The following is a 23,957-nucleotide window of genomic DNA, read 5'->3' on the forward strand; positions in this document are numbered from 1 at the left end:
GAGCCCTTTCAGGCCCGGACCCAACTCACGTCATTAAACGATCCTGGTCTTGGTTCAGCGGCCTTTGATCGACCGTGAAAAGCGGCAGAACAAGCCGGAGTGCAGGAGCATCCGGCTTTGCCACAAAGCCCGCGATACAGCTTCGCGTGCTTGAAAATTTTGGGTGTTCCAGACACGCCAACGCGGGAGCAAGCTCCCGCGCGGCGACATCCTACCAGCGACTATTAGAAGGCAGTCAACCGGCGATCAAGTGAGCCTGCGCTTACTTGTGGTCTTTTACTTCTTCAAACTCAGCGTCGACCACGTCGTCAGCCGGCTTGCTTTCTTCCTGAGCGGCCTGGGCACCGCCTTCAGGTTTTTCGGCTTGCTCGGCGTACATCTTCTGAGCGACCGGGGCGGAGACTTTCGACAGCTCTTCGATCCTGGCGTCGATGGCAGCCTTGTCGTCGCCTTTCACAGCGGCTTCAAGTGCAACCAGTGCGGCCTCGATAGCGGTCTTTTCTTCAGCGGTGACTTTGTCGCCAGCGTCGGAGATCATTTTACGAGTCGAGTGAACCAGCGCATCGCCCTGGTTGCGGGCAGAGGCCAGCTCTTCGAACTTGCGGTCTTCGTCCGAGTTCGCTTCAGCATCGCGAATCATCTGCTGGATTTCTTCATCCGACAGACCAGAGTTGGCCTTGATCACGATCGACTGAGTCTTGCCTGTCGCCTTGTCTTTCGCGCCGACGTGCAGAATGCCGTTGGCGTCGATGTCGAAGGTCACTTCGATCTGAGGCACGCCACGCGGTGCTGGTGGAATCTCGGCCAGATCGAACTTGCCCAGGGATTTGTTCTGAGTCGCCTGCTTACGCTCGCCCTGCAGCACGTGAATGGTCACTGCGCTCTGGTTGTCGTCGGCAGTCGAGAACACTTGCGATTTCTTGGTAGGAATCGTGGTGTTTTTCTCGATCAGCGCTGTCATCACGCCGCCCATGGTTTCGATACCCAGCGTCAGCGGGCTCACGTCCAGCAGCAAAACGTCTTTCACGTCGCCGGCCAGTACCGCACCCTGGATCGCTGCACCCATGGCAACGGCTTCGTCAGGGTTAACGTCTTTACGCGCTTCCTTACCGAAGAACTCGGTGACCTTCTGCTGAACCAGTGGCATGCGGGTCTGGCCGCCGACCAGGATCACGTCATTAATCGCGCTGATTTCGATACCCGAGTCTTTCAGCGCAATGCGGCAAGGCTCGATGGTACGTTGCACCAGATCTTCAACCAGCGATTCCAGCTTGGCGCGGGAGATCTTCACGTTCAAGTGCTTTGGACCGGTAGCGTCTGCAGTGATGTACGGCAGATTAACGTCGGTCGAATTGCTCGATGACAGCTCGATCTTGGCTTTCTCGGCAGCTTCTTTAAGACGCTGCATCGCCAGCGGATCACCCTTCAGGTTCATGCCGGATTCTTTCTTGAATTCGTCGACCAGGTAATCGATCAGGCGGTTGTCGAAGTCTTCACCACCCAGGAAGGTGTCGCCGTTGGTGGCCAACACTTCGAACTGGTGCTCGCCATCGACTTCAGCGATTTCAATAACGGAGACGTCGAACGTACCGCCACCCAGGTCATAAACGATGACGGTGTGGTCGCCCTTCGCTTTGTCCATACCGTATGCCAGTGCGGCTGCGGTTGGTTCGTTGATGATGCGCTTGACGTCCAGACCGGCAATACGACCGGCATCTTTGGTGGCCTGACGCTGGCTGTCGTTGAAGTAAGCCGGAACGGTGATGACCGCTTCCGTCACTGCCTCGCCGAGGTAGTCCTCAGCGGTCTTCTTCATTTTCTTCAGAATTTCAGCCGAAATCTGAGGAGCGGACATTTTCTTGCCGTTGACTTCTACCCACGCATCGCCGTTGTCAGCCTTGGCGATTTTGTACGGCACCATCTTGATGTCTTTCTGAACGACTTCTTCGTCGAACTTACGGCCGATCAGGCGCTTCACTGCGTACAGCGTGTTGTGCGGGTTGGTAACAGCCTGACGCTTGGCCGATTGACCAACAAGAATCTCGCCGTCATTGGCATACGCAATGATCGAAGGGGTGGTACGAGCGCCTTCAGCGTTCTCGATGACCTTGGCGACGCCGTTTTCCAGAACCGAGACGCAGGAGTTGGTGGTCCCCAGGTCGATACCGATAATCTTGCCCATGTTGAATCTCCCGAAACTTAAATTTGGTTGCCGCAACTGCATTTACAAATTGCGGTAATTCTTAAACGCTTGGCCTGTAAATGGGGGCCACTCAGCTAATTTCAAGCCTGCTCGTCAATAGACGGCGAAACAGGCGATGGCGCCTTGCTGACCACGACCATGGCCGGGCGAAGCAAACGGCCATTGAGCTGATAACCCTTCTGGAAAACCTTGAGCACGCTGTTCGGCTCCACTTCAGCGCTTTCCTGCATCGCCATTGCCTGATGGTGCTCGGCGTTGAATGGCTGGCCGTGTGGATCAATGGCTTCAAGGTGGTAGCGCTTGAGCGTGTCGTAGAACATCTTCAACGTCAGCTCGATGCCTTCACGCATGGGCCGGATGCTCTCGTCATCCGGGTTGGACAAATCCAGGCCACGCTCAAGGCTGTCAACGATCGGCAGCAGATCGCTGGCAAATTTTTCAAGCGCAAACTTATGCGCCTTCTCTACATCCTGCTCAGCACGGCGGCGGACGTTCTGCAGATCCGCAGCTACACGCAGAGACTGGTCCTGCGCCGCCTTCAGCTGTTCTTCAAGCACTTGCACGCGGGTTGCCAGATCATCTTGAGAAGTCGCCGTGTCAGCAGCCTGATCCTGGGCCTGCATGTCCGGGTTCTGTTCGTCAGCCATAAATTCTCTCCTTCTAATTACATCCGTGAGCTCAACTCACGCCTCTGCCCGGCTATATGGGGTCGTAATTTCCGTGTTCAAGGGGCCTGGGTGCAGGATCGGCTGAATAACCCTACAAATGTGCTGACATGAGATCGGCGGCTATGCGCGCTGGCGAAATTCAGGATTGATGCTAAAAAATTGCTATGACCTATCAAATCGAGCTAAGGCCGGGCATTGTCAGCCCAAAGCAAAACACTGTATAAATAACCAGACAAATTGTTTGGGAGCCGCTCTGATGCTGGTCCACCTGTCCATACATAATTACGCCATCGTTGAACATCTCGATCTCGAACTTGATCGCGGCATGAGTGTGATCACCGGGGAAACCGGGGCCGGCAAATCGATCATGCTCGACGCGCTCGGGCTGACGCTTGGCGATCGCGCCGACAGTGGTGTTGTAAGGCCAGGTGCCGACAAGGCAGACATACTGGCGACCTTCGACGTGTCGGATATCCCAGAAGCAAGCGCCTGGCTGAAGGAGCGGGACCTCGAAACCGACGGCCCCTGCATTCTGCGTCGCGTCATCACTGCCGAAGGCCGCTCACGCGCCTATATCAATGGGACACCCTGCCCCCAGGGCGACCTGAAAGCGCTTGGCGAGCTGGTCATCGACATTCACAGCCAGCACGAGCATCAATCGCTGCTAAAGACCGACACCCATCGGCGACTGCTGGACGAATATGCGGGCGCCACCGACCTCGCACGCCAGGTGCAACTGGCTTCCCAGCGGTGGCGGCAAACCCGTCAGGAGCTAGAGCGTCTTTCCAACTCTGGCGACGAGCAGCGTGCCAAGCATCAGTTGCTGAGCTACCAGCTTGAAGAGCTAGAGAGCCTGAGCCTCGGCGAAAATGAGCTCGAGCGGCTGGAGCAGGAACACACCACGCTGACCAATGCCGAGAGTCTGTTGGGCATCTGCCGGCAAGTGGTCGAACTGTGCAGTGAAAGCGATTCCGGCAATGCGCTGAACGCCCTAACCGCCAGCCTCAACCGACTCAGCAGCGTGAACAACACTCCCGACGCGCTGAATGAAGCAACCAATCTGCTCTCCAGTGCGCAGATCCAGGTTGAAGAAGCCGTCGGCGAGATCAATCGCTTCCTTGATCGCTTCGAAGCCGACCCTGCCCGCCTGCAGCAGATCGAAGAACGCCTCGACACTATTTACACGCTGGCACGCAAACACCGCGTGCAGCCAACCGAGGTTGCAGCGCTGCACCAGAAGTTGCTCGACGAGATCGAAACCCTCAACGCCAATGATGAAGCGATCGAGAGACTGGAACACGAGGTAGGTTCTTACGCGCGGCACTATCAAGAGAAGGCGCGCGAGCTGAGCGACCTGCGTCACCGCGCTGCGCCGGAACTGGCCCACAAGGTCGAGCACGAAATTCAGCGGCTCGGCATGCCGGGCGGCCGTTTCAATATCGAGCTGCGCGAGAACGTAGACAAAGAGCTGTCACCCAATGGGCTGGAGCAAGTTGAACTGCTGGTCAGCGCCAACCCGGGCCAGCCACTCAAAGCGCTGGCGAAGGTGGCGTCGGGCGGTGAGCTGTCGCGGATCAGTCTGGCGATTCAGGTGATCACCGCGCAGACATCCCGGGTTCCGACGCTGGTGTTTGACGAAGTGGATGTCGGTATCGGCGGCCCTACGGCTGAAATCGTAGGTCAGCTGCTGCGCCGCCTTGGCGAACGCGGCCAGGTCATGACCGTCACTCACTTGCCCCAAGTCGCAGCTCAAGGACATCAACACCTGTTTGTGCACAAGGTCCGGGACGCGGACGTCACGCGCACTGCGGTTTCCAAGCTCAGCAAGAATGAACGGGTGGAGGAGGTGGCACGAATGCTGGGAGGGATCGACCTGACCAAGGAGTCGCTCGCCCATGCCAAGAAGATGGTGGTCACCTCGAAGTCGTGATGACCGTAAGGGCCTAGGCCGGCCCATACCGATCCCCGCCGCCGATTGCGGAGCGCAGAAATGACAAAGGCGACCCGAAGGTCGCCTTTGTCGTACTTCACAAGAGGCTTACACCTTTTGCTTGCGTACGTAGAGCACCAGATTGTGATCCACCAGCTCGAAGCCGTGCTTGCTCACAATGGCTTTTTGCAGTTTTTCGATCTCTTCGTCGAAGAACTCGATGACCTCACCGGATTCCACGTTGACCATATGGTCGTGGTGGCCTCCGTCAGCCAGTTCAAATACCGCGTGGCCGCCATCGAAGTTGTGGCGAACCACCAATCCGGCTGCTTCGAACTGAGTCAGAACTCGGTAAACCGTTGCCAGACCGACGTCTTCGTTGGCCTCCATCAGCGCCTTGTAGACGTCCTCTGCGCTCATGTGGCGCTGCTGCGCAGAATCGAGCATTTGAAGGATCTTGACCCGTGGCAGGGTCACTTTTAGTCCGGCTTTGCGTAGTTCGCTATTTTCAACCATGGTCAGCTTTCTCGCAGACGCTGCTTCGCAGCTTCTCTTAATGCAGGTATGATCGGGGTTTACGTTGTCCCAGCCAAGATAGTGGAAGTCGCCCACCGATGCAAAACACCAAGCTCTTGCTAACCAGTTTCACCTTTGTGGGACTGCTCGCACTCGCCGGTTGTTCATTCCCCGGGGTTTATAAAATCGACATCCAACAGGGCAATGTCGTCACGCAGGACATGATAGACCAGTTACGCCCGGGAATGACCCGTCGGCAAGTAAGGTTTATCATGGGCAACCCCTTGTTGACCGACACTTTCCACCCTGAACGCTGGGACTATCTGTACAGCCTGCAGCCTGGTGGTGGCGAACGCCAGCAGGAGCGCGTGAGCCTTATCTTCAACGGCAACGACCAGTTGGCGAGTCTGTCAGGTGACTTCAAGCCGGGTGTCAGCCGCGACGAAGCCATTCTCGGCAAGGGCAGCGATACAACTGTCACCCCGGAAAACCAAGGGACAGAGCCGCCGAAGGAAGAGCCACCGAAGCCTGGCTCGTTGCTTGAGCAGATTCAAAACGACGTCGACAAAGTCGAAACCGTGCCCATTCCTTCCCAGGAACCATTGGATACGAATCCGCGTTGAGCCACCGTTTCCTTGTGGAATCAGCCGCATAAAAAAGCCCGGACATCCCGGGCTTTTTTACGTCTCTCAATCGAGCCGATGAGAAAATTAAATCGGTTTTTGCGCCCTTCTTGAAGCCGCAGCTTTTAAAGCACGCAGACGCCGTATCTCTTTCGGATCGGCCAGCAACGGGCGATAAATCTCAACCCTGTCACCGGCCTCCAATTCGTGCTGCTCCGGCCCATCGATAAGCTTGCCGAAAATGCCCAAGGGGCAGTGTGCAAGATCCAGCTCGGGAAAGCGCTCGGCCATGCCCGACGCGATGGCTGCGGCACGTACCGATGTTCCGAGGGGCACGTCCAGTGCTAGCAGTGCCTGACGGTCGACGGCGGCATAGACCACCTCGACCCGAATCATCGGCTCAGCCATGCAGCTCTTTGGCTCGCTGGCAGAACGCGTCAACCAACGTGTTGGCGGCCTGATTGAACAGCGGCCCCAAGGTCGCGCGTACGATGGAGCCGCTGTAGTCGAACGACAAGTCCAGGCTGATCTTGCAGGCCTTTTCATTCAGGGCCTTGAAAGTCCAGACACCGTGAAGCTGGCTGAAGGGCCCCTCCTCCAGATTCATCTCGATGGTTTGCCCGGGCGTCAGAGTATTACGCGTAACGAAGTGCTGGCTCAAACCGCCTTTGGCGATCTCGACACGCGCACGCATTGAGGTATCACTCTGCTCCAGCACACTGGCGCCGGAGCACCAGGGCAGGAACTCGGAGTAGCGACTCACGTCATTGACCAGGTCGTACAGCGCCTGGGCGGGATATGGCAAAAGGGCGGAACGTTGAATATGCGTAGTCATGTCAGCGTCATTTCCAAAGCTGAGCGGCAAAGACAATCACGATGCCGATCGGCGCCACATAGCGCATCAAAAAGAACGTTAAAGCGAACAGAACCGGGCTGCGTACCGACAATTCGTCACGCACCGCGCCGCGTCCCATCACCCAACCTGCGAATACCACAAAACACAAACCACCCAGCGGCAGCATGATCCGCGAGGTGAAGAAATCGATCACGCCGAAGAAATCCAGTCCCGACGACGCTCCCCACTGATAGAGATGGAAGCCGGCGCCTTCGTTCACGAAGAATTTGGCCTGCTTCCAGATGTTGAACGAGAACACCGTCCCCAACCCGACGAACCAGCAGATAAACGATAGCCAGAAAGTCACCCAGCCGCGGCGAACCTTTGTGCGCTCGACCAAGTACGCGACCATGGGTTCGAGCAAGGAAATGGCCGAGCTCCAGGCCGCGACGGCGACCAAGATAAAGAACACCACGCCCATGACGGTACCAAACGCGACGTTACCAAACGCGTAGGGCAGCGTAACGAACATCAGGCCCGGCCCTTCGCTTGGGTTGAGGCCGGCTGCGAACACAATCGGAAACAATGCAAGGCCCGCCAGCAGTGACACGAACGTGTCGAGCAATGCCACGCCCACGACGGTTGCGCTGATCGAGGCCTCTTTGGTCATGTAGGCGCCATAGATCATGATCGAACCGACGCCCACACTGAGTGAGAAGAACGCGTGGCCCATGGCCGGGAGCAGACCATCGAGCAGCTTTTCGGGCGTGAAGTCGAACATGAAATGCACGCCTTCCATGAAATGCCCGGTGGTCAGGCTGTAGCCCAGCAAAATCACGATGAGCACGAACAGCAAAGGCATCAGGATGCGCAAACTGCGCTCAAGCCCGGCGTTGACGCCCTTGGCGATGGTGATCGCGGACAGCAGCATGAACAGCGTGTGCCAGCCCACCAGACGCCATGGATCGGCGATCATCTCGCCGAAATAGGCACCGACACCGTCAGGCGTCACGCCCTTGAAATCGCCTTTGCCGACATCAATGATGTACTCGAGCGACCAGCCGCCGACGACGCTATAAAAAGAGAGGATCAACAACGCGGTGACCATGCCGGCAAACGCGCCCCAGGACCACTTCGACGAATACCCGGCGGCGAGTGCCAGCGAACGCAGCGCGTTGGCCGGGCTCTGCCGTGCGCGGCGACCGATGAGCGTCTCGGCAATCATCACCGGAATTCCGATCAGGGCGATGCACGCCAGAAACACCAGCACGAACGCACCACCGCCGTAGACGCCGACCATGTAAGGGAATTTCCAGATGCTTCCCAACCCCACGGCAGAGCCGGTGGCAGCCAGGATGAACACCCAGCGACTGGCCCAACTCCCGTGAACCGAAACCTTGTCCGTCGACATCGTTGACACGTCCAACACGCAAAAAAGATCGCGCATTGTCCGGGATTCACTCCACGTGCTCAAGCACGCAGCTTCAGCGCGCGAGCCCATAGCCGAGACGCCCGTTGATCCCTATAATGCGTCGCCTATGGCTAAGCTCAAGAAACATCCCACAGGGACCATCGCGCAAAATAAAAAGGCGCGTCACGATTACTTCATCGAACACAAGTTCGAGGCCGGTCTGGTCCTGGCTGGCTGGGAAGTAAAAAGCCTGCGTGCCAACAAGGTGCAGCTGGTTGACAGTTACGTGTTGCTCAAAGACGGTGAGGCCTGGCTGATGGGTAGCCATATCTCGCCACTGACGACAGCCAGTACCCACGTCATCGCTGACCCGACACGCACCCGTAAACTGTTGCTCAACAAGCGCGAGCTGGAAAAGCTGACGTCGTCTGTTCAGCAAAAAGGCTATGCCTGCGTGGCCCTTGCCCTTTACTGGAAGCAGCACTTGATCAAGTGCGAGATTGCTCTGGGCAAAGGCAAGAAGGAATACGACAAGCGCGACACCGAGCGCGAACGCGACTCCAATCGCGAGCTGCAACGCGCGGTGCGGAACAAGGGCAAGGAAGACTGATTCAGTCTTTCTTGTCGCTTCGAAAAGGAGCGCCTGTAGATGACGCACGGCCCGCAACCACTCCGGCGCCGTGCAACCTCTTCAAATCCGGTTCCGCCGTTCGGCCCGCGCAGTGCGCTGAACCTGCTGGCGCACTTCCTCCAGCACCTCCTGTACGTACAGCAAATGACGGCTCGACACCTCTCGGGCATCGTCCGCCCGCCCTTCGATAATCGCCATGTACAACTCACGATGCTGATCAATCAGCATGTCGCGGGTTTCTGCGCGCTGTTTGTACATGCCGCCGATGTTGGTGACCACGCTGCGCCGCAGCAGATCAAACAAGCCACGAATCGTGTGCAGCAACACAGCGTTATGGCTGGCTTCGGCGATGGCGAGGTGGAAGCTGGCATCTGCAGCGCCCTCCTCCGCACGGCTCACTTCTTCCGCACGGCTGTAGCAATCCTGCAGCGCATCAAACGCTTCACGCAGCCTTAGCCGGTCGACATCGGTTGCACGTATGGCCGCGTAATAAGCGCAGGAGGCTTCCAGGGTGTGGCGGAATTCGAGCAGGTCGCGCTGGGCTTCCGGGCTGCTCTCCAACAGATGAAGCAGCGGATCGCTGAATGTGGACCCGAGACTGTCAACGACGTAATTGCCGCCGCCCTGCCGACTGACCAGCAGCCCTTTGGCCGTAAGCTTTTGAATAGCCTCACGCAGCGAGGGACGTGACACCCCAAACTGCTCGGCAAGCGCTCGCTCAGCTGGCAGACGACCGCCGGAGCTCAACGTGCCCTCCAGAATCATCCTTTCCAGCTGCTCGACAATCTCGTCGGACAAGCGGCGCTGGCGCACCTGATCAAAGCCCATAACCCTTCACTCCACAACCCGGCAGCCCCGTCTGACGTGATGCGGGGCGCATATTCTCGCCGATCGCGATCAGACATTCACCCGTCAGGTGTAGGAGAAATCCCCTCTCAGTCGAAATGCGGGCGAGCTACTACGAAAGTTTACGCGTCATAAATTGACACACCGTCAGCAAGGCTTCTAACCTAGCTCCAAGACATTGTAAATTGGTATTACCAATTTACAATGCCGGCGCCGGACGGCTACCACCGTACTGCGCCGCAGGCACTTCCCGACGGCGGAACGCTTGAGCTGGTGAGCTGTGCGACTCGTTCGTCAGCGCCGACAGGAAGACAGAAAAGCAGTTGTCGCCTGCAGGAGCCGCGCACGTAAGACATGGACACCGGGCCTAACCAAAAACAATTAGGGGCCTCATACATGCAAACCTGGCAACAGCTCTACACACCTCTTGGCGGCCTGGGCCTTTCGGCGCTGGCAGCTGTCATTCCGATCGTCTTCTTCTTTCTGGCGCTGGCGATATTCCGGCTCAAGGGCCACATCGCAGGCGCGATCACGCTGCTGCTCGCCATTTTGATCGCGATCTTCGCGTTCCAGATGCCTGCCGACATGGCCGTCGCGTCCGCCGGTTATGGGTTCCTTTATGGCCTGTGGCCCATCGCGTGGATCATCATTGCGGCGGTGTTTCTCTACAAACTGACGGTCAAAAGCGGCCAGTTTGAAATCATCCGCAGCTCGGTCATGTCGATCACCGACGATCAACGCATTCAGGTCTTGCTGATCGGCTTCTGCTTCGGCGCATTTCTGGAAGGGGCGGCGGGCTTCGGTGCGCCGGTGGCGATCACCGCCGCATTGCTGGTCGGGCTGGGACTGAACCCGCTGTACGCCGCCGGCCTCTGCCTGATCGCCAACACCGCACCGGTGGCGTTTGGCGCACTGGGAATCCCGATCATCGTGGCAGGCCAGGTGTCCGGCCTCGACCCGTTCAAGATCGGCGCCATGGCCGGTCGTCAATTGCCGCTATTGTCGGTATTCGTGCCGTTCTGGCTGATGTTCATGATGGACGGCGTGAAAGGCGTCAAAGAGACCTGGCCCGCAGCGCTGGTCGCAGGCGGCAGCTTCGCCATCGTGCAGTTTCTGACCTCCAACTTCATTGGCCCGGAACTGCCTGACATTACCTCCGCACTGGTTAGCCTCGTATCCCTGACCTTCTTCCTGAAAGTCTGGCAGCCAGCACGCTCAGCCGATGCGAAAGTCGTCGGTGCGTCCGGCGGTGCTGCGGTCATGGCCGGAGGCCCAGGCAATCCAGGGGGCTTTGGTCAGCCGCGCACCACCAAGAAATCGCCGTACTCGGCAGGCACCATCATCAAAGCCTGGTCGCCCTTCCTGATTCTTACCGTTGTCGTGACGATCTGGACGCTGAAGCCGTTCAAGGCGCTGTTCGCTGCGGGCGGTCCGCTGCAGGCACTGACCATGAACTTCCCGGTGCCTCATCTGGATCAACTGGTCATGAAGATGGCGCCGATTGTCGCCAACCCGACGGCCATGCCGGCGGTGTACAAGTTCGACCTGCTCGCCGCCTCGGGCAGCGCGATTCTGATCTCGGCCATTCTGGCGATGATCGTGCTGCGCATTACCCCTAAAACAGGTGTGGTCACTTTCAAAGAAACGCTGATCGAACTGCGCTGGGCCATCGTGTCCATCGGCATGGTGCTGGCCTTCGCCTTCGTCATGAACTACTCCGGCATGTCCTCGACGCTGGCACTGGTCCTCGCGGGGACGGGCAGCGCGTTCCCGTTCTTCTCGCCGTTTCTCGGCTGGCTGGGCGTGTTCCTGACAGGCTCCGACACCTCGTCGAATGCGCTGTTCGGCTCTTTGCAAGCCACCACTGCGCATCAACTGGGCGTCAGTGACGTGCTGATGGTCGCGGCGAACTCCAGCGGCGGCGTGACCGGCAAGATGATTTCCCCGCAATCGATCGCGGTGGCCTGCGCGGCGACTGGCCTGGTGGGTAAAGAATCCGACCTGTTCCGCTTCACTCTCAAGCACAGCATTTTCTTTGCCACCATCGTTGGCTGCATCACCTACGCACAGGCGTACTGGTTCACCGGCATGCTGGTTCATTAATCAGACGAGCGCCGGGTGCTTTTCAGCGCCCGGCTGTGGCCCCGCTCACTCATCTGCGAGATCCCATGATCATTTCTGCCTCTACCGACTACCGCGCCGCCGCCCAGCGCAAGCTCCCGCCCTTTTTGTTTCACTACGCCGACGGCGGCGCCTACGCCGAGCACACCCTGCGCCACAACGTCTCAGATCTGGCCAGCATTGCGCTGCGCCAGCGCATCCTGAAGAACATGTCCGAGCTGAGTCTGGAGACGACGCTGTTCGGTGAAACCCTGAGCATGCCGATGGCACTCGCACCGATTGGCCTCTGCGGCATGTATGCCCGTCGTGGCGAAGTCCAGGCCGCCCGCGCTGCAGATGCCAAAGGCATTCCGTTCACGCTGTCGACAGTTTCGTTGTGCCCGATTGAAGAAGTCGCCCCGGCGATCAAGCGGCCCATGTGGTTTCAGCTGTATGTGCTGAAGGATCGCGGTTTCATGCGCAACGCGCTGGAGCGAGCCAAAGCCGCCGGCGTGAAAACACTGGTGTTCACCGTCGACATGCCTGTCCCGGGCGCTCGCTACCGTGATGCGCACTCCGGCATGAGCGGCAAAAGCGGGCCGATGCGCCGCGTCTTGCAAGCCATGACTCACCCGCAGTGGGCGTGGGACGTCGGCATCAACGGCCGGCCCCACGATTTGGGTAACGTGTCGGCCTATCGTGGCAATCCCACGGGGCTTACCGATTACATCGCCTGGCTGGGCAACAACTTCGACCCGTCGATTTCATGGAAAGACCTGGAATGGATTCGCGATTCCTGGGACGGCCCGATGATCATCAAGGGCATCCTCGATCCGGAAGACGCACGCGACGCCGTTAAATTCGGCGCCGACGGCATCGTCGTGTCCAATCACGGCGGCCGCCAGCTCGATGGTGTGTTGTCCAGCGCCCGTGCGCTGCCCGCCATTGCCGACGCAGTGAAAGGCGATCTGAAGATTCTCGCGGACTCCGGCATTCGCAGCGGTCTGGATGTGGTGCGCATGATTGCCCTCGGTGCCGACACCGTGCTGATCGGCCGCGCGTTCATCTACGCCTTGGCCACCCACGGCGAGGCTGGGGTGAAAAACCTGCTGGATCTGTTCGAGAAGGAAATGCGCGTCGCAATGGTCCTTACCGGCGCCAAGTCGATCAGCGAGATCACCCGTGATTCGCTGGTCCGCGAACTGGGCGCCTGACTCGCGCCGATTCCCCGCATGCGGCCCGATAGAGGCCGCAGCCCCACCGAGATGCCCGATGAGGAAAACCGCATGACTTTGCCCGCCGCGTTTCTGGCCGGTGTGAACAGCCTCATTCCTGCCGGTCGACGCTTCGACGACCCGCTCTCGACCCTGGCGTTCGGCACCGACGCCAGCTTTTATCGGCTGATCCCCAAGCTGGTCATCCGCGTCGAATCTGAAGATGAAGTCGTGACGCTGCTTAAACTGGCGCAGGCCGATAAAGTCCCGGTGACCTTTCGCGCAGCCGGCACCAGCCTCTCGGGTCAGGCGATCAGCGACTCGGTGTTGATCGTGCTCGGCGACAACTGGAATGGTCGTGAGATACGTGAGCAAGGTGCGCAGATCCGTTTGCAACCCGGCGTCATCGGCGCACAGGCCAACGTCTGGCTGGCGCCATTCGGACGCAAGATCGGTCCGGACCCGGCGTCCATGCATGCGGCAAAGATCGGCGGCATCGTCGCCAACAACTCCAGCGGAATGTGCTGCGGCACGGCTCAGAACACCTACCACACCCTCGCTGGCATTCGGCTGGTGCTCGCCGACGGCGCCCGCCTGGACACGGAAGATGCTGCTAGCGTCGATGCCTTTCGACTCAGCCATGCCGAGCTGCTGGAGCGCCTTGCGCAACTGGGTCGCGAGACCCGCGCGAATACCGAACTCGCTGCAAAGATCCGCCACAAGTACCGCCTGAAGAACACCTGCGGCCTGTCGCTGAACGCCCTGGTGGACTTCGACGAGCCCCTCGACATCCTCAGCCATCTGCTGGTGGGCTCGGAGGGCACGCTGGGTTTCATCAGCGCGGTGACCTACGACACGGTCCCCGATCACCCGAACAAGGCGACGGCGCTGATTGTCTTTCCCGACATCGAAACCTGCTGCAACGCGGTGACGGTTCTGAAAACCCAGCCGGTCGCTGCCGTCGAACTGCTTGATCGACGCAGCCTACGCTCGGTGCAGAACAAACCAGGCATGCCGGCATTCGTTCGTGAGCTGTCGGAGGGTGCCTGCGCACTGTTGATCGAAGCCCGCGCCGCGACCCGACCGTTACTGCACGAGCAACTGGCGCAGGTCATGGCGTCCATCGCGCATTTCCCGGTCGAGAAGCAGGTGGATTTCACCGAAGACGCGACCGAAAACGCCCGGCTCTGGGCCATTCGCAAAGACACCTTCCCGGCCGTCGGCGCGGTGCGTGAGACCGGTACGACCGTGATCATCGAAGACGTGACCTTCCCCGTCGAGCAACTGGCCATCGGCGTTCGGCGATTGATCGAGCTGTTCGAAAAGCACCGCTACGACGAAGCGATCCTGTTCGGCCACGCGCTGGAGGGCAACTTGCACTTTGTCTTCACTCAGGGCTTCAACGATCCGAAGGAGATCGCGCGCTATTCAGCCTTCATGGACGACGTCACGCACCTGGTGGCCGTGGAGTTCAATGGCTCACTGAAAGCCGAACACGGCACCGGCCGCAACATGGCGCCCTTCGTGGAGCTTGAGTGGGGCCGCGAGGCTTACGCGCTGATGTGGCAACTCAAACGGCTGCTCGACCCCGCTGGCATCCTCAATCCCGACGTCGTGCTCAGTGAAGATCCGCAGGTGCACCTCAAGCACCTGAAACCCATGCCCGCTGCCGATGCGATCATCGACAAATGCATCGAGTGCGGCTTTTGCGAACCGGTGTGTCCGTCGAAAGGGCTGACCCTGAGCCCACGGCAACGCATCGTCATGTGGCGCGACATTCAGGCGAAGAAACGCGCAGGCACCGACACAACTCAGCTGGAGCGCGACTACCAATACCTGGGCATCGACACCTGCGCCGCCACCGGTTTGTGCGCGCAGCGTTGCCCGGTCGGCATCAATACCGGCGAGCTGGTGAAGAAGCTTCGCGGGCAGCAAGCGCATCATGACAAGGCCGCCAGCTGGATCGGTCAGCACTTTGCGACAGCCATGAAGGGCGCTCGATTTACGCTGCATGCGGCCAATGGCGCCCGCATGCTGCTTGGCGCACCGAGGCTTGCGAAGATATCCAGCGCGCTGAGCAAGGCGTCCTCAGGCCGCGTGCCGCAGTGGACGCCCGCCATGCCGCAGCCCGAGAACGCTATTCGATTCTCCCCGCCGGTTGAAGATCAGCGCCCTCGTGTGGTTTATCTGGCGGCCTGCGTGTCCCGTGTCATGGGGCCTGCGGCAGGTGATCGCGAACAGATGTCGCTGATGGACAAAACCCAAAAGCTGCTGGAGAAAGCCGGTTATCAGGTGGTGTTTCCGGAAGACCAGGACAGCCTGTGCTGCGGCCAGCCTTTCGCCTCGAAGGGCTACGCCGAACAGGCGGAAGACAAGCGTCAGCAACTGCTTGCCGCGCTGACCAAGGCCAGCCGCGGCGGGCTCGATCCGATCTACTGCGACACCAGTCCCTGCACGCTGCGCCTGGTTCAGGACCTCAGGGAAACCCGACTCGACCTTTACGATCCAGTGCGTTTCATCCGTACTCACCTGCTGGATAGACTGGTGTTCACCCCGCAGCAGGCGCCCATCGCTGTTCACGTCACCTGCAGCACGCAACACTTGGGCGAGAGCCAGGCGCTGATCGACCTCGCGCGGATGTGCAGCGTGAATGTGGTCATTCCCGAGGGCATTCATTGCTGCGGGTTTGCGGGGACAAAGGCTTCACCACGCCCGAGCTGAATGCCCATGCGCTGCGCTCGTTGAAAGACGCTGTTCAGTTCTGCGAAGAAGGCATTTCGACCAGCCGCACGTGTGAGATCGGGCTCACGCAACACGGCGGTATCGACTACCACGGCCTGGTCTATCTCGTGGACAGGGTGACGCAACCAAGAACCGCTTGATGCACACAAATGGGGCGGAGATCGCCCCATAATCTCGAAACATCCGGCAACGTGGCTTTTTCACAGCACTGTGAAAAAAATAGAACCCCTGCGATGGCCGGCAGTCCATCTCTTTAAGCGCCACAACCCATTCGGCGCTTTTTTCCTCTATCTCGGGCACCGGCGGAATCAGTCGGCGATACCGAGTCAACAGGCTCAAGGAGATACACATGAAGCGCACCGCACTGACTGGACTGTTTCTTACCGCTGCACTGTTGGGTTCCCCGGTCTTCGCTGCTGATGACCTGTGCGGCGCGAACATCGCGGCACTGAAAAATGCTGAGGCGTCGACCACCACCAACCTGACCGGCGACAGCAAGACTGACATTGAAAAAACCGTCGCCGATGCCACTGCCGCGCAAAAAGCGGCAATGACAAAGAGTGCATCTCGATCACCACCAAGAAAATCACCGAGCTGAAAACCGGCGGTGACGGCAGCGACGGCGGTGCCGCCAAGTAATGACCGAATCGCGACTGGCCCAACGCCGTCGCGAGCGGAATGTCAGGCGAACGGTCGACGTATCTCATTGATTCGGGTAGACTCCGCCGCCTGACTGCTAGAGCAGCAGAATTGGGGCCGATTAGGATTCGACGCCGGTGATGAAACTCTAGGGGCATGCCGACTTGGTAACAGAAGTCGTAAATCCACTGTTGCAACTTTCTATAGTTGCCAATGACGAAACCTACGGGGAACAAGCTCTCGCCGCGTAAGCGGTGCTAGCCTTCCTTCTGGTAGCTTCGGCTCCAGCAATCACCAGGGGATGCCTGTAAACCCAAAGTGATTGTCATATAGAACAGGATCGCCGTGCAGTACGCTGTGGACGAATCGGCTAAAACTTACACAGCTCGCCCAAAGCACCCTGCCCGTCGGGTCGCTGAGGGTTAACTTAATAGACACGGCTAAGCATGTAGGCCCGAAAGCGGAGTACTGGCGGACGGGGGTTCAAATCCCCCCGGCTCCACCACTTCATCATCTAAAGACGTCCACGGACGTCTTTTTGTGCCTGAAATCCAGTGAAATCAAGGGTTTAAGGGCTAATGGGCTCCGCAGAGGTTTTTTGAGTTCCAGCCGTTTGGGTATTCCAAATGGTATTCCAAGCCATCCGGTGCTATTTTTTGGAATACCAAAACGGTGTCAGAGGAAGCTCTCATGCCTGCTCCAGCCCTTCGCCTTTCCGACCGCCAGCTCAAGGCAGTCAAGGCAAAAGACAAGGATTACGTCCTCAGCGATGGTGACGGCCTTCAGCTCCGAGTCAGGAGCAACGGCTCGATGCTGTGGAACTTCAACTACCGCGAGCCGGTAACCAAAAACCGTATCAATATGGGGCTGGGCACGTACCCAGAACTCTCACTAGCGAGCGCCAGGAAAAAGTGGTGGAAGCGCGCGAGCTGCTGGCACAAGGCATTGACCCCAAGGTGCAACGCAAAGCACAGGACGAAGCCAAACGAGCGGAGACGGAACACACGTTCGAGAACGTGGCCACCGCCTGGTTTGAGCTGAAGAAGGACTCCGTCACGCCGGCCTACGCCGAAGACATTTGGCGCTCGCTCACGCTGCATGTATTTCCAGACCTGAAAACAACGCCGCTCTCGAAAATTAACGCACCGATGGTCATCGAACTGCTTCGCCCAATCGAGGCCAAAGGTAGCCTCGAGACAGTGAAGCGACTGAGCCAACGACTCAACGAGATCATGACCTACGGGGTAAACTCCGGGCTGATTCTCTCTAACCCCTCAGTGGTATTCGAGCGGTATTCAAGAAGCCCAAAAAAGAGAACATGGCCGCGCTACGACCAGACGAGCTTTCCGAGCTCATGATCGAAATCGCGAATGCCAGCATCAAGCGGATCACCCGCTGCCTGATCGAATGGCAACTGCACACCATGACCCGTCCTGCCGAAGCGGCGACCACCCGATGGGCAGATATCGACTTCGACAAACGCATCTGGACCATCCCGCCGGAGCGCATGAAAAAGCGTCGTCCGCATGCCATCCCACTGACCGAACAGGCACTCGCGTTACTGGAGGCGCTCAAGCCCCACAGTGGTCACAGGGAATACGTGTTCCCGGCAGATAGAAATCCGCGCACCCACGCCAATAGCCAGACCGCCAACATGGCGTTGAAACGCATGGGCTTCCAGGACCGCTTGGTCAGCCACGGCATGCGCTCCATGGCCAGCACCATTCTGAACGAGCATGGCTGGGATCCGGAGCTGATCGAAGTCGCGCTGGCGCATGTCGACAAGGATGAAGTCCGAAGCGCTTACAACCGAGCTGACTACATCGAACGCCGGCGTCCGATGATGGCTTGGTGGAGTGAGCACATCCAGAAAGCGGCCACTGGCAACCTGTCGGCATCTGCGATCAATCAAACCAGGGACCACAACATCGTGCCGATACGGTGAGCGCTCACCGGACGCCGCCAGTAACCGAGAATGACTCCCCAGATGGAGTGATGGTTGATTTGGCGACAGCGGCGACAACCCGCGTAATACCTGGTTTGCAGCATGGCGACAGAAGTGGCGACTGTCGCCGTTGCAAGCCTCCCTCTTGGGGCTTTCTCGGCCAAGCCCACGCGAGCGGGAAGGCTCCGCATTCCCACTCGCATGGGCTCTGCGTAATTACATCTCACTTGACCACCTAATTGCATTACCACTGACCAGTCATCTGCATTCGCGCTGACCAGCCGTTTGCAGTTGATGGGTGTCAGCGGGTGCCACTCAGCGCGAGTGCGTCAGCCAAGCACTGAAGGACTGCAACCGGCCGATTGTGTTGAAAAAGTCGACGCGGCCTGAGTACCCATGCATTGAGCGGTGAAAACGCCTTTTTTGCACGCTGCTACGTCAAATCTGAGCCCTGAACCTTCTGCGCAAAACACAGATTTCAATCTCAGACGCGTACTTTTCTGCCATGGAAACCGAAGCCGACTTTTTCAACAGAATCGGCCAAGAGCGGATACTGGCGCTGGCTTAATATCCGTGCTCCAGCAATGCGCAATACTCTTTAACAAATCCATCTCGCAAATAGAACCTACGGTATGCTTGCTCAACGATTTTGAAGTACTCCGATGGTGCCCCCATGTTACAGAGTGTAGAAGTTTACCTCCATTAGGTTCTTCGCTATGAAAGTCGTTGTACTTGACCAAGTCTGCAAATTGAAAGCCCAAGGTTGAAAGCTCACGATAGCATTTCAGCTCTTGCTCCGTAATAGGAGAGCCGCCCATATCGAAATCCAAGCTCACAGGATTGCTTCGTACGTCAGTGAGCTTCCGATCCCAGTTAAGTGTTAGCTGTTTATATCGTATATAGCTTTCTGACTTTGGGTCATTGGCATGCTGCTCTTTACTCAGGACGCTTGAAGCGCTGGAAAAATCTTTATAAAGTGCAAAATATGCTAGCGTCACTCCACATTCAACCGAAAAATCAATAGTCTGCTGTGCTGACTCTGGTGTCTCCCACTGACCGCCAAGCATAAAATAGGCCTTTGTGAGAATATCCGCAGATCGAAGTCGCGCAAACAATTCTGAAATTTGACGATTCGTTACGATCTCACTTGCTGCTTTACTCTTTTTCTCCGCTCTTCACTTCCGTGCTCAATGCCGAATGCAAGCATACGACATCCTGATTGTTGCAACCGCTCTATGAAAGGAACATCCATACTCTCTTCGTAAGCAATGAAATCCTCAATACGGAAGATTCCACGCCAACCAAATGAGTCGCCAGCCCGCTCTTTGACTCTGACCAATCCATCAAGAAAATCGCTAGCCCATGCGAGTCCATTGTACTTATCTGCTCGAAGTTTTCCATCGGATGCAATCTGCGGCAGCAAGTTATCGTCTACAAACTGAACTCGGAGTTCTGGATGTTGCAAAGCCAGGCCGTTAACCTCCATGAGAACATGCGAGACCTCTCGGCGAATTTCACCTCCACTTTTCTCTCTCCGCTCGGTACAAAAAGCACAATTCCAGTCGCAGCCTTGCGACATAACTACATGAGCCTCATGAAAAGTCTTCGATTTTGCCCTGGTTCGCGTGGGCTCATACTGGCCACCCTCGTTACGATAAATGCGACGATCAATTATGACTTGCGGCCAGATAGCCGCTGGCGACTTTAGCGATAAGGCCCGCAGCATGTTACCTTTCTGGACTCCACGACCAACCACATTCCAACTCTTTAAGTTGGGGGTAATACCCGGTGCTTCGGGCCATTTCCCTGGAGTTTTCAAACTAGCCACCAAGGACGATAGATTTTCCACAGCATTGTCTGAAACTGCAAAGTCCCAGCTTGCTTGGGCGTCCTCTGTATGTACTGTAGAGAACTGCCATGCATTTAGCTTGGCTGCCGGCCCGCCGATTACCAGTGTAGTACTATGTGTTCGCTTGCGAATACCAACGAGCATATTCATCGTTGATTGAACTGTAGAAAATACTGTATTGAATCCAATTAAGTCGAAAGTTCGTGCCAGGCGTAACACTTCAGCTCGCAGCCTTGGGAACCTATGACAGTCCGCGATCTGAACGTCGTGCCCCTGAGCCGCGAGATGAGAGGCCAGTAGGCCCAGGCCCAAAGCTGGTGTGCTGGTCCGCGATGCTCCGGATGCAGCATCATCGATTTCAATGGGAGGTAGTACAAGCAGGATGCGCTTAACATCTTGGAGAGTATCAGCGCGCGTAACGGCAACTTCTGGATGCATACAACCACGAAGTGTAGGCGCAGTCTCACCTACGACTGGGCCAATCAACCATCTTGCGACGGGGAAGTCCAATACACCTAAAGGTGCGGGCTTCCCGGGTTCCGATAGTGAAACACACTCTTCTAGATAATGACTCAGAAATTCCCGATGCAGCCATGGATGCCCATCATCGGTGCTGATAGCCAAGTCCACAATTCTACCCAGTTCCTCATTTAGGGAGCCCTCTATGCTCAACCCCCGCGGAGAAGGCAGCTTCTAGTCGCCGTCGCAATGTGTGTGAGAAGGCTAGGTGCAATGAGGCCCATCTAATACTTTCATCCTCATCAAGAGCCATTCTCCGTAAAGTCTCGAGAAGCACCTGCGTCGATAAGCTCGCGGTAGCAAGCGCTGCGAATACACGCTTATCACCACGCCAATGCCCCTTAACTTTGCCAACAGCAGGATAATAAATATTTAAAAAACTGACAGCCTGATCAGAAATCTGTCGAGTCGGATCCAAGCCATGCGCCATTAACGCCAGCGTTGTAGGCGCCAACATAGGGTCGGTTGCGATGATTTCCGCAATATCATGTGAGTGCTGCGTTACTTTAATACAGCGCTCATTTTCCATTATGAAAGCAGGATCAGTTTCAATTCCAGAAACAAGTTGTGCGAGCCCTGGGTTTTTGCTTGCCAAGCGGGCGAGTCGAATAGCGAACGAGGTCCCAAAATCGAATAAACGAGCTGGCTCGAAGAACTTAGGAGCAATCTCGCTGGCCTGATTCAAGATTTCATTAGCAAAGGCTGATGAGTAGTAGAGTAACTCCTTAGTCAAAAATGCATCTTTCCAGATGACCTGTAACATAGGCTCTGGAAAGGACTCAGAGAAAGCTCTGAAACTAGGGCAAATGTTTGCGCAAGCAGCCATAAATCGCCAACACACGTCCATGTATCCCGAGTCTCTTGCTGAGCTCGCCGCAGCCATACGATCACCAATAGCGCTGCCGATATCACGCAGTTTCTCTTGCAGTTCGGCCCTATTATGTAAATCGGCGTTCTTACCGGCGTCGCTAAGACTATTGAAGGCCGTCGTCAAATCAGCCCAGTCCTCTTCGAGGTCTAGTTGGCCCAAAGTCTCAAGTATTCGGTCCAATACTTGACGAGACTCCTCCTGCTTTCGACCGACAGCTTGTCGGTTCGCCCAATGCACCGATCCAGGCAAGTACCAACCAGTACCTTCTAGCAAATCAGATGCGCAGCGTTTCCAGCTATATTCACGCTTCAGCAGGGATGCAACCTCGATAGCAGCTTGCTTTCGCACCTCGAGGTTGCCTGTAATCGCAAGCAATGCGTCAGCACATTTCCCGATATCCTCCTGGCTCGGCGTACCTGCAGTCATGCTGCCGCCAAGATTCACGAACTCAACGCTGTCGAATGGAACTTCTGGGAACTGCTGCTTTAGATCATCAATTAGCATCGCGAGCCCGGACTGACGCGAGCATACCAGAGGGATACCGGCGCAAAGAGCCTCCCATCCACTCAAGCCAAACCCTTCATGCCAAGACGGCATCAACGCTACATGACAATTTGCCAAGCGTTGGCGTAGGGCTACCTGGTCATCGGAAAAAGGCTCTGCATGAAGAGTAAACGCAGCATTCTTGCTGCCGATCTCCTTCAGCTCTTCTACCACAACTTGGTCGGAACTTGGGTCTACTCCCCAAGCAAAAAGCTGCCCGCGCGCTCGCCAGGCCACAGCATCAATTTGTCGACCTCGCGAATATGCTTCCGCGAGTGCATGAATGGCCAGTATAGAATTTTTAATCGGATCATCATCACGATTAAGCCGACCTGAGATAAAAACTTGTAAGTCGACGCGAGGATCGTGGTGCTGCCACTTAACCTTTTCCACTCCGGGTATCAATGGCCTTACAGGTGATCTTGGTCGATGCTTGGCACTTCGTGCCGATGCGAAGTTACGCTGTAAAAGTGGACCCACGGCAAATGCACAATCTGCAGCAGCAATGACTTCTCGCTGCTTGATCGAGCGCGCAGTCACCTCCTCCATGCTTTGCCCTTTCATAAAGGCATACGACGAATAGTCCATATGACCTATAACGGCTGACTTGATATCCGTCTCGCTCAGATGTTGACGAAGTTGGTTGGCGCAGTCGACGGCAGCTTGGCCAGTAATGACGTCATGCCCCACAACCAACACGCCTTGCAACGCCTCCATATCTACTATCCTACAATAGCTGGCAATTTCGGCAGCTATGTCGGAAGCTTTGAACTCTTTATGCTCTATAAGCGTCACCCCTACCTCGCATCCGATTTCCGGCAACCGATTTACAAAGCAGTACGTCTGGCTTCCTTTGGGTAGTGCTTGGATCAAGCCTTCTGCTAGGCCCTTATTGAATACATTGAGGCCACCTAAATCACTTCCCCATCGAGTTGCAAGCAAAGCCACCACGTATGCCATCTCGGCTCCTAGATTATTCGATGCGCTTAGGTAGTCGCGGCGCGTTGCGTGCCCTTGATCAGAGACCGGGATCTCAACGCTGATCAGTAGCCATTGCTACATCTGCCTAATACGAATCTCATATGATATGTCGTTTTAGTCGTTGTCGACCATTAAGCACCGGTTGGAGATGTTGCTACGGTTGAGCGACATAATGAGGGCGAAGGTTGGACAGCTACCAGGGGCTGCTTTTGGCCGTTCTCCGCTGGTCGTCACTACGGCGTGTGCTGATCAAGTCGAATGCAAACGGTTGATCAGCACGACTGCAATTGACTGGTCAGTGACAATGCAAATGGTCAAGTCCATGCAATTACGCAGGCTCACATTAAAAACCGATGAACGACCACCCGGTCATGGAAAGCCACCGGCCTCCAAGGTCTTCCAGCGCTACCGATTGGCGCAACAGCCGCCCCCAAAATACCGTTGACCGTGAGCAGAACGAGCGCTAAACCAGAACTGTACCAGCGCTGTCCTCGACAGCACCCAGGTAGCCAGAACCTTTGAGGCTACGCCACTCCGTGGTGGTTCACCCCCAAGTGCGATTAGCGTCCGGCAGCTCGCACGGTCACTACCCATGTGATGGATGCCTACTTCTTCCAGAGCGCCCACTGCGGCAACTCATACCCCTTCCTGGCTGCTCTGCAGCAACTTATCCGCTTGGCCATTTCTTGCGCCAACCTTTTGCCCGTCTCTTTGCCTCCTAAAGAGACGGGCACATCTCACACTGCTGCAGCCCTGCTCGCATGGGGCTTTGCGGCTTTCCTCCTCGTGACAATCGGCGTGACAAACCCCGAATGCTCACTCGCCACAGCGATGCCGATGACGGTGCCGCAGCCCATGGAATGGACTGCCCCTGACTGACAGTCAGGCATG

Annotated in this window: 15 protein-coding genes, 1 other RNA gene and 3 pseudogenes; 9 read left to right on the forward strand and 10 right to left on the reverse strand. The window is 57.0% G+C overall.

Features of this window, described 5'->3' with window-relative positions:
- Window positions 1-262: 262 nt before the first annotated feature.
- Window positions 263-2,224, reverse strand: a complete 1,962-nt coding sequence (dnaK, locus tag JN403_RS00490; RefSeq protein WP_205484787.1) for a molecular chaperone DnaK — start codon at window positions 2,222-2,224, stop codon at window positions 263-265.
- 59 nt (window positions 2,225-2,283) lie between these two features.
- Complete coding sequence (grpE, locus tag JN403_RS00495) at window positions 2,284-2,850, reverse strand: nucleotide exchange factor GrpE (RefSeq protein ID WP_205484788.1); 567 nt, start codon at window positions 2,848-2,850, stop codon at window positions 2,284-2,286.
- A 277-nt stretch (window positions 2,851-3,127) separates the two neighbouring features.
- On the opposite strand from grpE, the gene recN reads away from it, so the two are divergent.
- On the forward strand, window positions 3,128-4,801 hold the full coding sequence (gene recN / locus JN403_RS00500) for a DNA repair protein RecN (protein WP_122622784.1): 1,674 nt from the start codon (window positions 3,128-3,130) through the stop codon (window positions 4,799-4,801).
- Between the two features lie 108 nt (window positions 4,802-4,909).
- Here the strand turns inward: recN and fur are convergent, their stop codons facing one another.
- Window positions 4,910-5,317 carry a ferric iron uptake transcriptional regulator gene (fur, locus tag JN403_RS00505; RefSeq protein WP_065987616.1) on the reverse strand — a complete coding sequence of 136 codons (408 nt, stop codon included), beginning with the start codon at window positions 5,315-5,317 and terminating at the stop codon, window positions 4,910-4,912.
- A gap of 98 nt (window positions 5,318-5,415) precedes the next feature.
- Between fur and JN403_RS00510 the strand changes: the two genes are divergently transcribed.
- Window positions 5,416-5,940, forward strand: a complete 525-nt coding sequence (locus tag JN403_RS00510) for an outer membrane protein assembly factor BamE (RefSeq protein WP_122535412.1) — start codon at window positions 5,416-5,418, stop codon at window positions 5,938-5,940.
- An 87-nt stretch (window positions 5,941-6,027) separates the two neighbouring features.
- Here JN403_RS00510 and JN403_RS00515 read toward each other — a convergent pair whose 3' ends face one another.
- The 3 genes from JN403_RS00515 to JN403_RS00525 are packed head-to-tail and all read right to left on the reverse strand — an operon-like array spanning window position 6,028 to window position 8,186.
- Complete coding sequence (locus tag JN403_RS00515; protein WP_205484789.1) at window positions 6,028-6,348, reverse strand: RnfH family protein; 321 nt, start codon at window positions 6,346-6,348, stop codon at window positions 6,028-6,030.
- Complete coding sequence (locus JN403_RS00520; RefSeq protein ID WP_065987619.1) at window positions 6,341-6,775, reverse strand: type II toxin-antitoxin system RatA family toxin; 435 nt, start codon at window positions 6,773-6,775, stop codon at window positions 6,341-6,343. The genes JN403_RS00515 and JN403_RS00520 overlap by 8 nt, the downstream gene beginning before the upstream one ends.
- Before the next feature lie 7 nt (window positions 6,776-6,782).
- Window positions 6,783-8,186: a sodium-dependent transporter gene (locus tag JN403_RS00525; RefSeq protein ID WP_205484790.1), complete on the reverse strand. Its 1,404-nt coding sequence runs from the start codon at window positions 8,184-8,186 to the stop codon at window positions 6,783-6,785.
- A 127-nt stretch (window positions 8,187-8,313) separates the two neighbouring features.
- Here JN403_RS00525 and smpB point away from each other — a divergent pair, with 127 nt between their 5' ends.
- Complete coding sequence (gene smpB, locus JN403_RS00530) at window positions 8,314-8,796, forward strand: SsrA-binding protein SmpB (protein WP_065987620.1); 483 nt, start codon at window positions 8,314-8,316, stop codon at window positions 8,794-8,796.
- Between the two features lie 81 nt (window positions 8,797-8,877).
- Here the strand turns inward: smpB and JN403_RS00535 are convergent, their stop codons facing one another.
- On the reverse strand, window positions 8,878-9,645 hold the full coding sequence (locus JN403_RS00535) for a GntR family transcriptional regulator (protein WP_122535409.1): 768 nt from the start codon (window positions 9,643-9,645) through the stop codon (window positions 8,878-8,880).
- Window positions 9,646-10,059: 414 nt separating this feature from the next.
- Between JN403_RS00535 and JN403_RS00540 the strand changes: the two genes are divergently transcribed.
- The 6 genes and pseudogenes from JN403_RS00540 to JN403_RS00565 all read left to right on the forward strand — a co-directional run bounded on the left by JN403_RS00540 (window position 10,060) and on the right by JN403_RS00565 (window position 18,303).
- A complete protein-coding gene (locus JN403_RS00540) occupies window positions 10,060-11,766 on the forward strand; it encodes a lactate permease LctP family transporter (RefSeq protein ID WP_205484791.1) in 1,707 nt (568 codons plus the stop codon).
- A 65-nt stretch (window positions 11,767-11,831) separates the two neighbouring features.
- Window positions 11,832-12,977, forward strand: a complete 1,146-nt coding sequence (gene lldD / locus JN403_RS00545; RefSeq protein WP_205484792.1) for an FMN-dependent L-lactate dehydrogenase LldD — start codon at window positions 11,832-11,834, stop codon at window positions 12,975-12,977.
- Between the two features lie 72 nt (window positions 12,978-13,049).
- Window positions 13,050-15,859, forward strand: a pseudogene (locus tag JN403_RS00550) (FAD-binding and (Fe-S)-binding domain-containing protein).
- A 209-nt stretch (window positions 15,860-16,068) separates the two neighbouring features.
- Window positions 16,069-16,358: pseudogene (locus tag JN403_RS00555) on the forward strand (hypothetical protein).
- A 113-nt stretch (window positions 16,359-16,471) separates the two neighbouring features.
- Window positions 16,472-16,863: a transfer-messenger RNA gene (gene ssrA, locus JN403_RS00560) on the forward strand.
- Window positions 16,864-17,048: 185 nt separating this feature from the next.
- A pseudogene (locus tag JN403_RS00565) lies at window positions 17,049-18,303 on the forward strand (integrase domain-containing protein).
- A 527-nt stretch (window positions 18,304-18,830) separates the two neighbouring features.
- On the opposite strand, the gene JN403_RS00570 reads toward JN403_RS00565, so the two are convergent.
- The 3 genes from JN403_RS00570 to JN403_RS00580 form a co-directional block, all read right to left on the reverse strand.
- Entirely contained in the window at window positions 18,831-19,370 is a 540-nt protein-coding gene (locus JN403_RS00570) for a hypothetical protein (protein ID WP_205484793.1), read from the reverse strand.
- A 68-nt stretch (window positions 19,371-19,438) separates the two neighbouring features.
- Window positions 19,439-20,776 carry a cobalamin-dependent protein gene (locus JN403_RS00575; protein ID WP_205484794.1) on the reverse strand — a complete coding sequence of 446 codons (1,338 nt, stop codon included), beginning with the start codon at window positions 20,774-20,776 and terminating at the stop codon, window positions 19,439-19,441.
- Between the two features lie 22 nt (window positions 20,777-20,798).
- On the reverse strand, window positions 20,799-23,045 hold the full coding sequence (locus tag JN403_RS00580; protein WP_205484795.1) for a glycosyltransferase: 2,247 nt from the start codon (window positions 23,043-23,045) through the stop codon (window positions 20,799-20,801).
- Window positions 23,046-23,957 lie beyond the last annotated feature (912 nt).

The sequence above is a fragment of the Pseudomonas sp. 15A4 genome, assembly GCF_016925575.1.
Lineage (GTDB): Bacteria > Pseudomonadota > Gammaproteobacteria > Pseudomonadales > Pseudomonadaceae > Aquipseudomonas.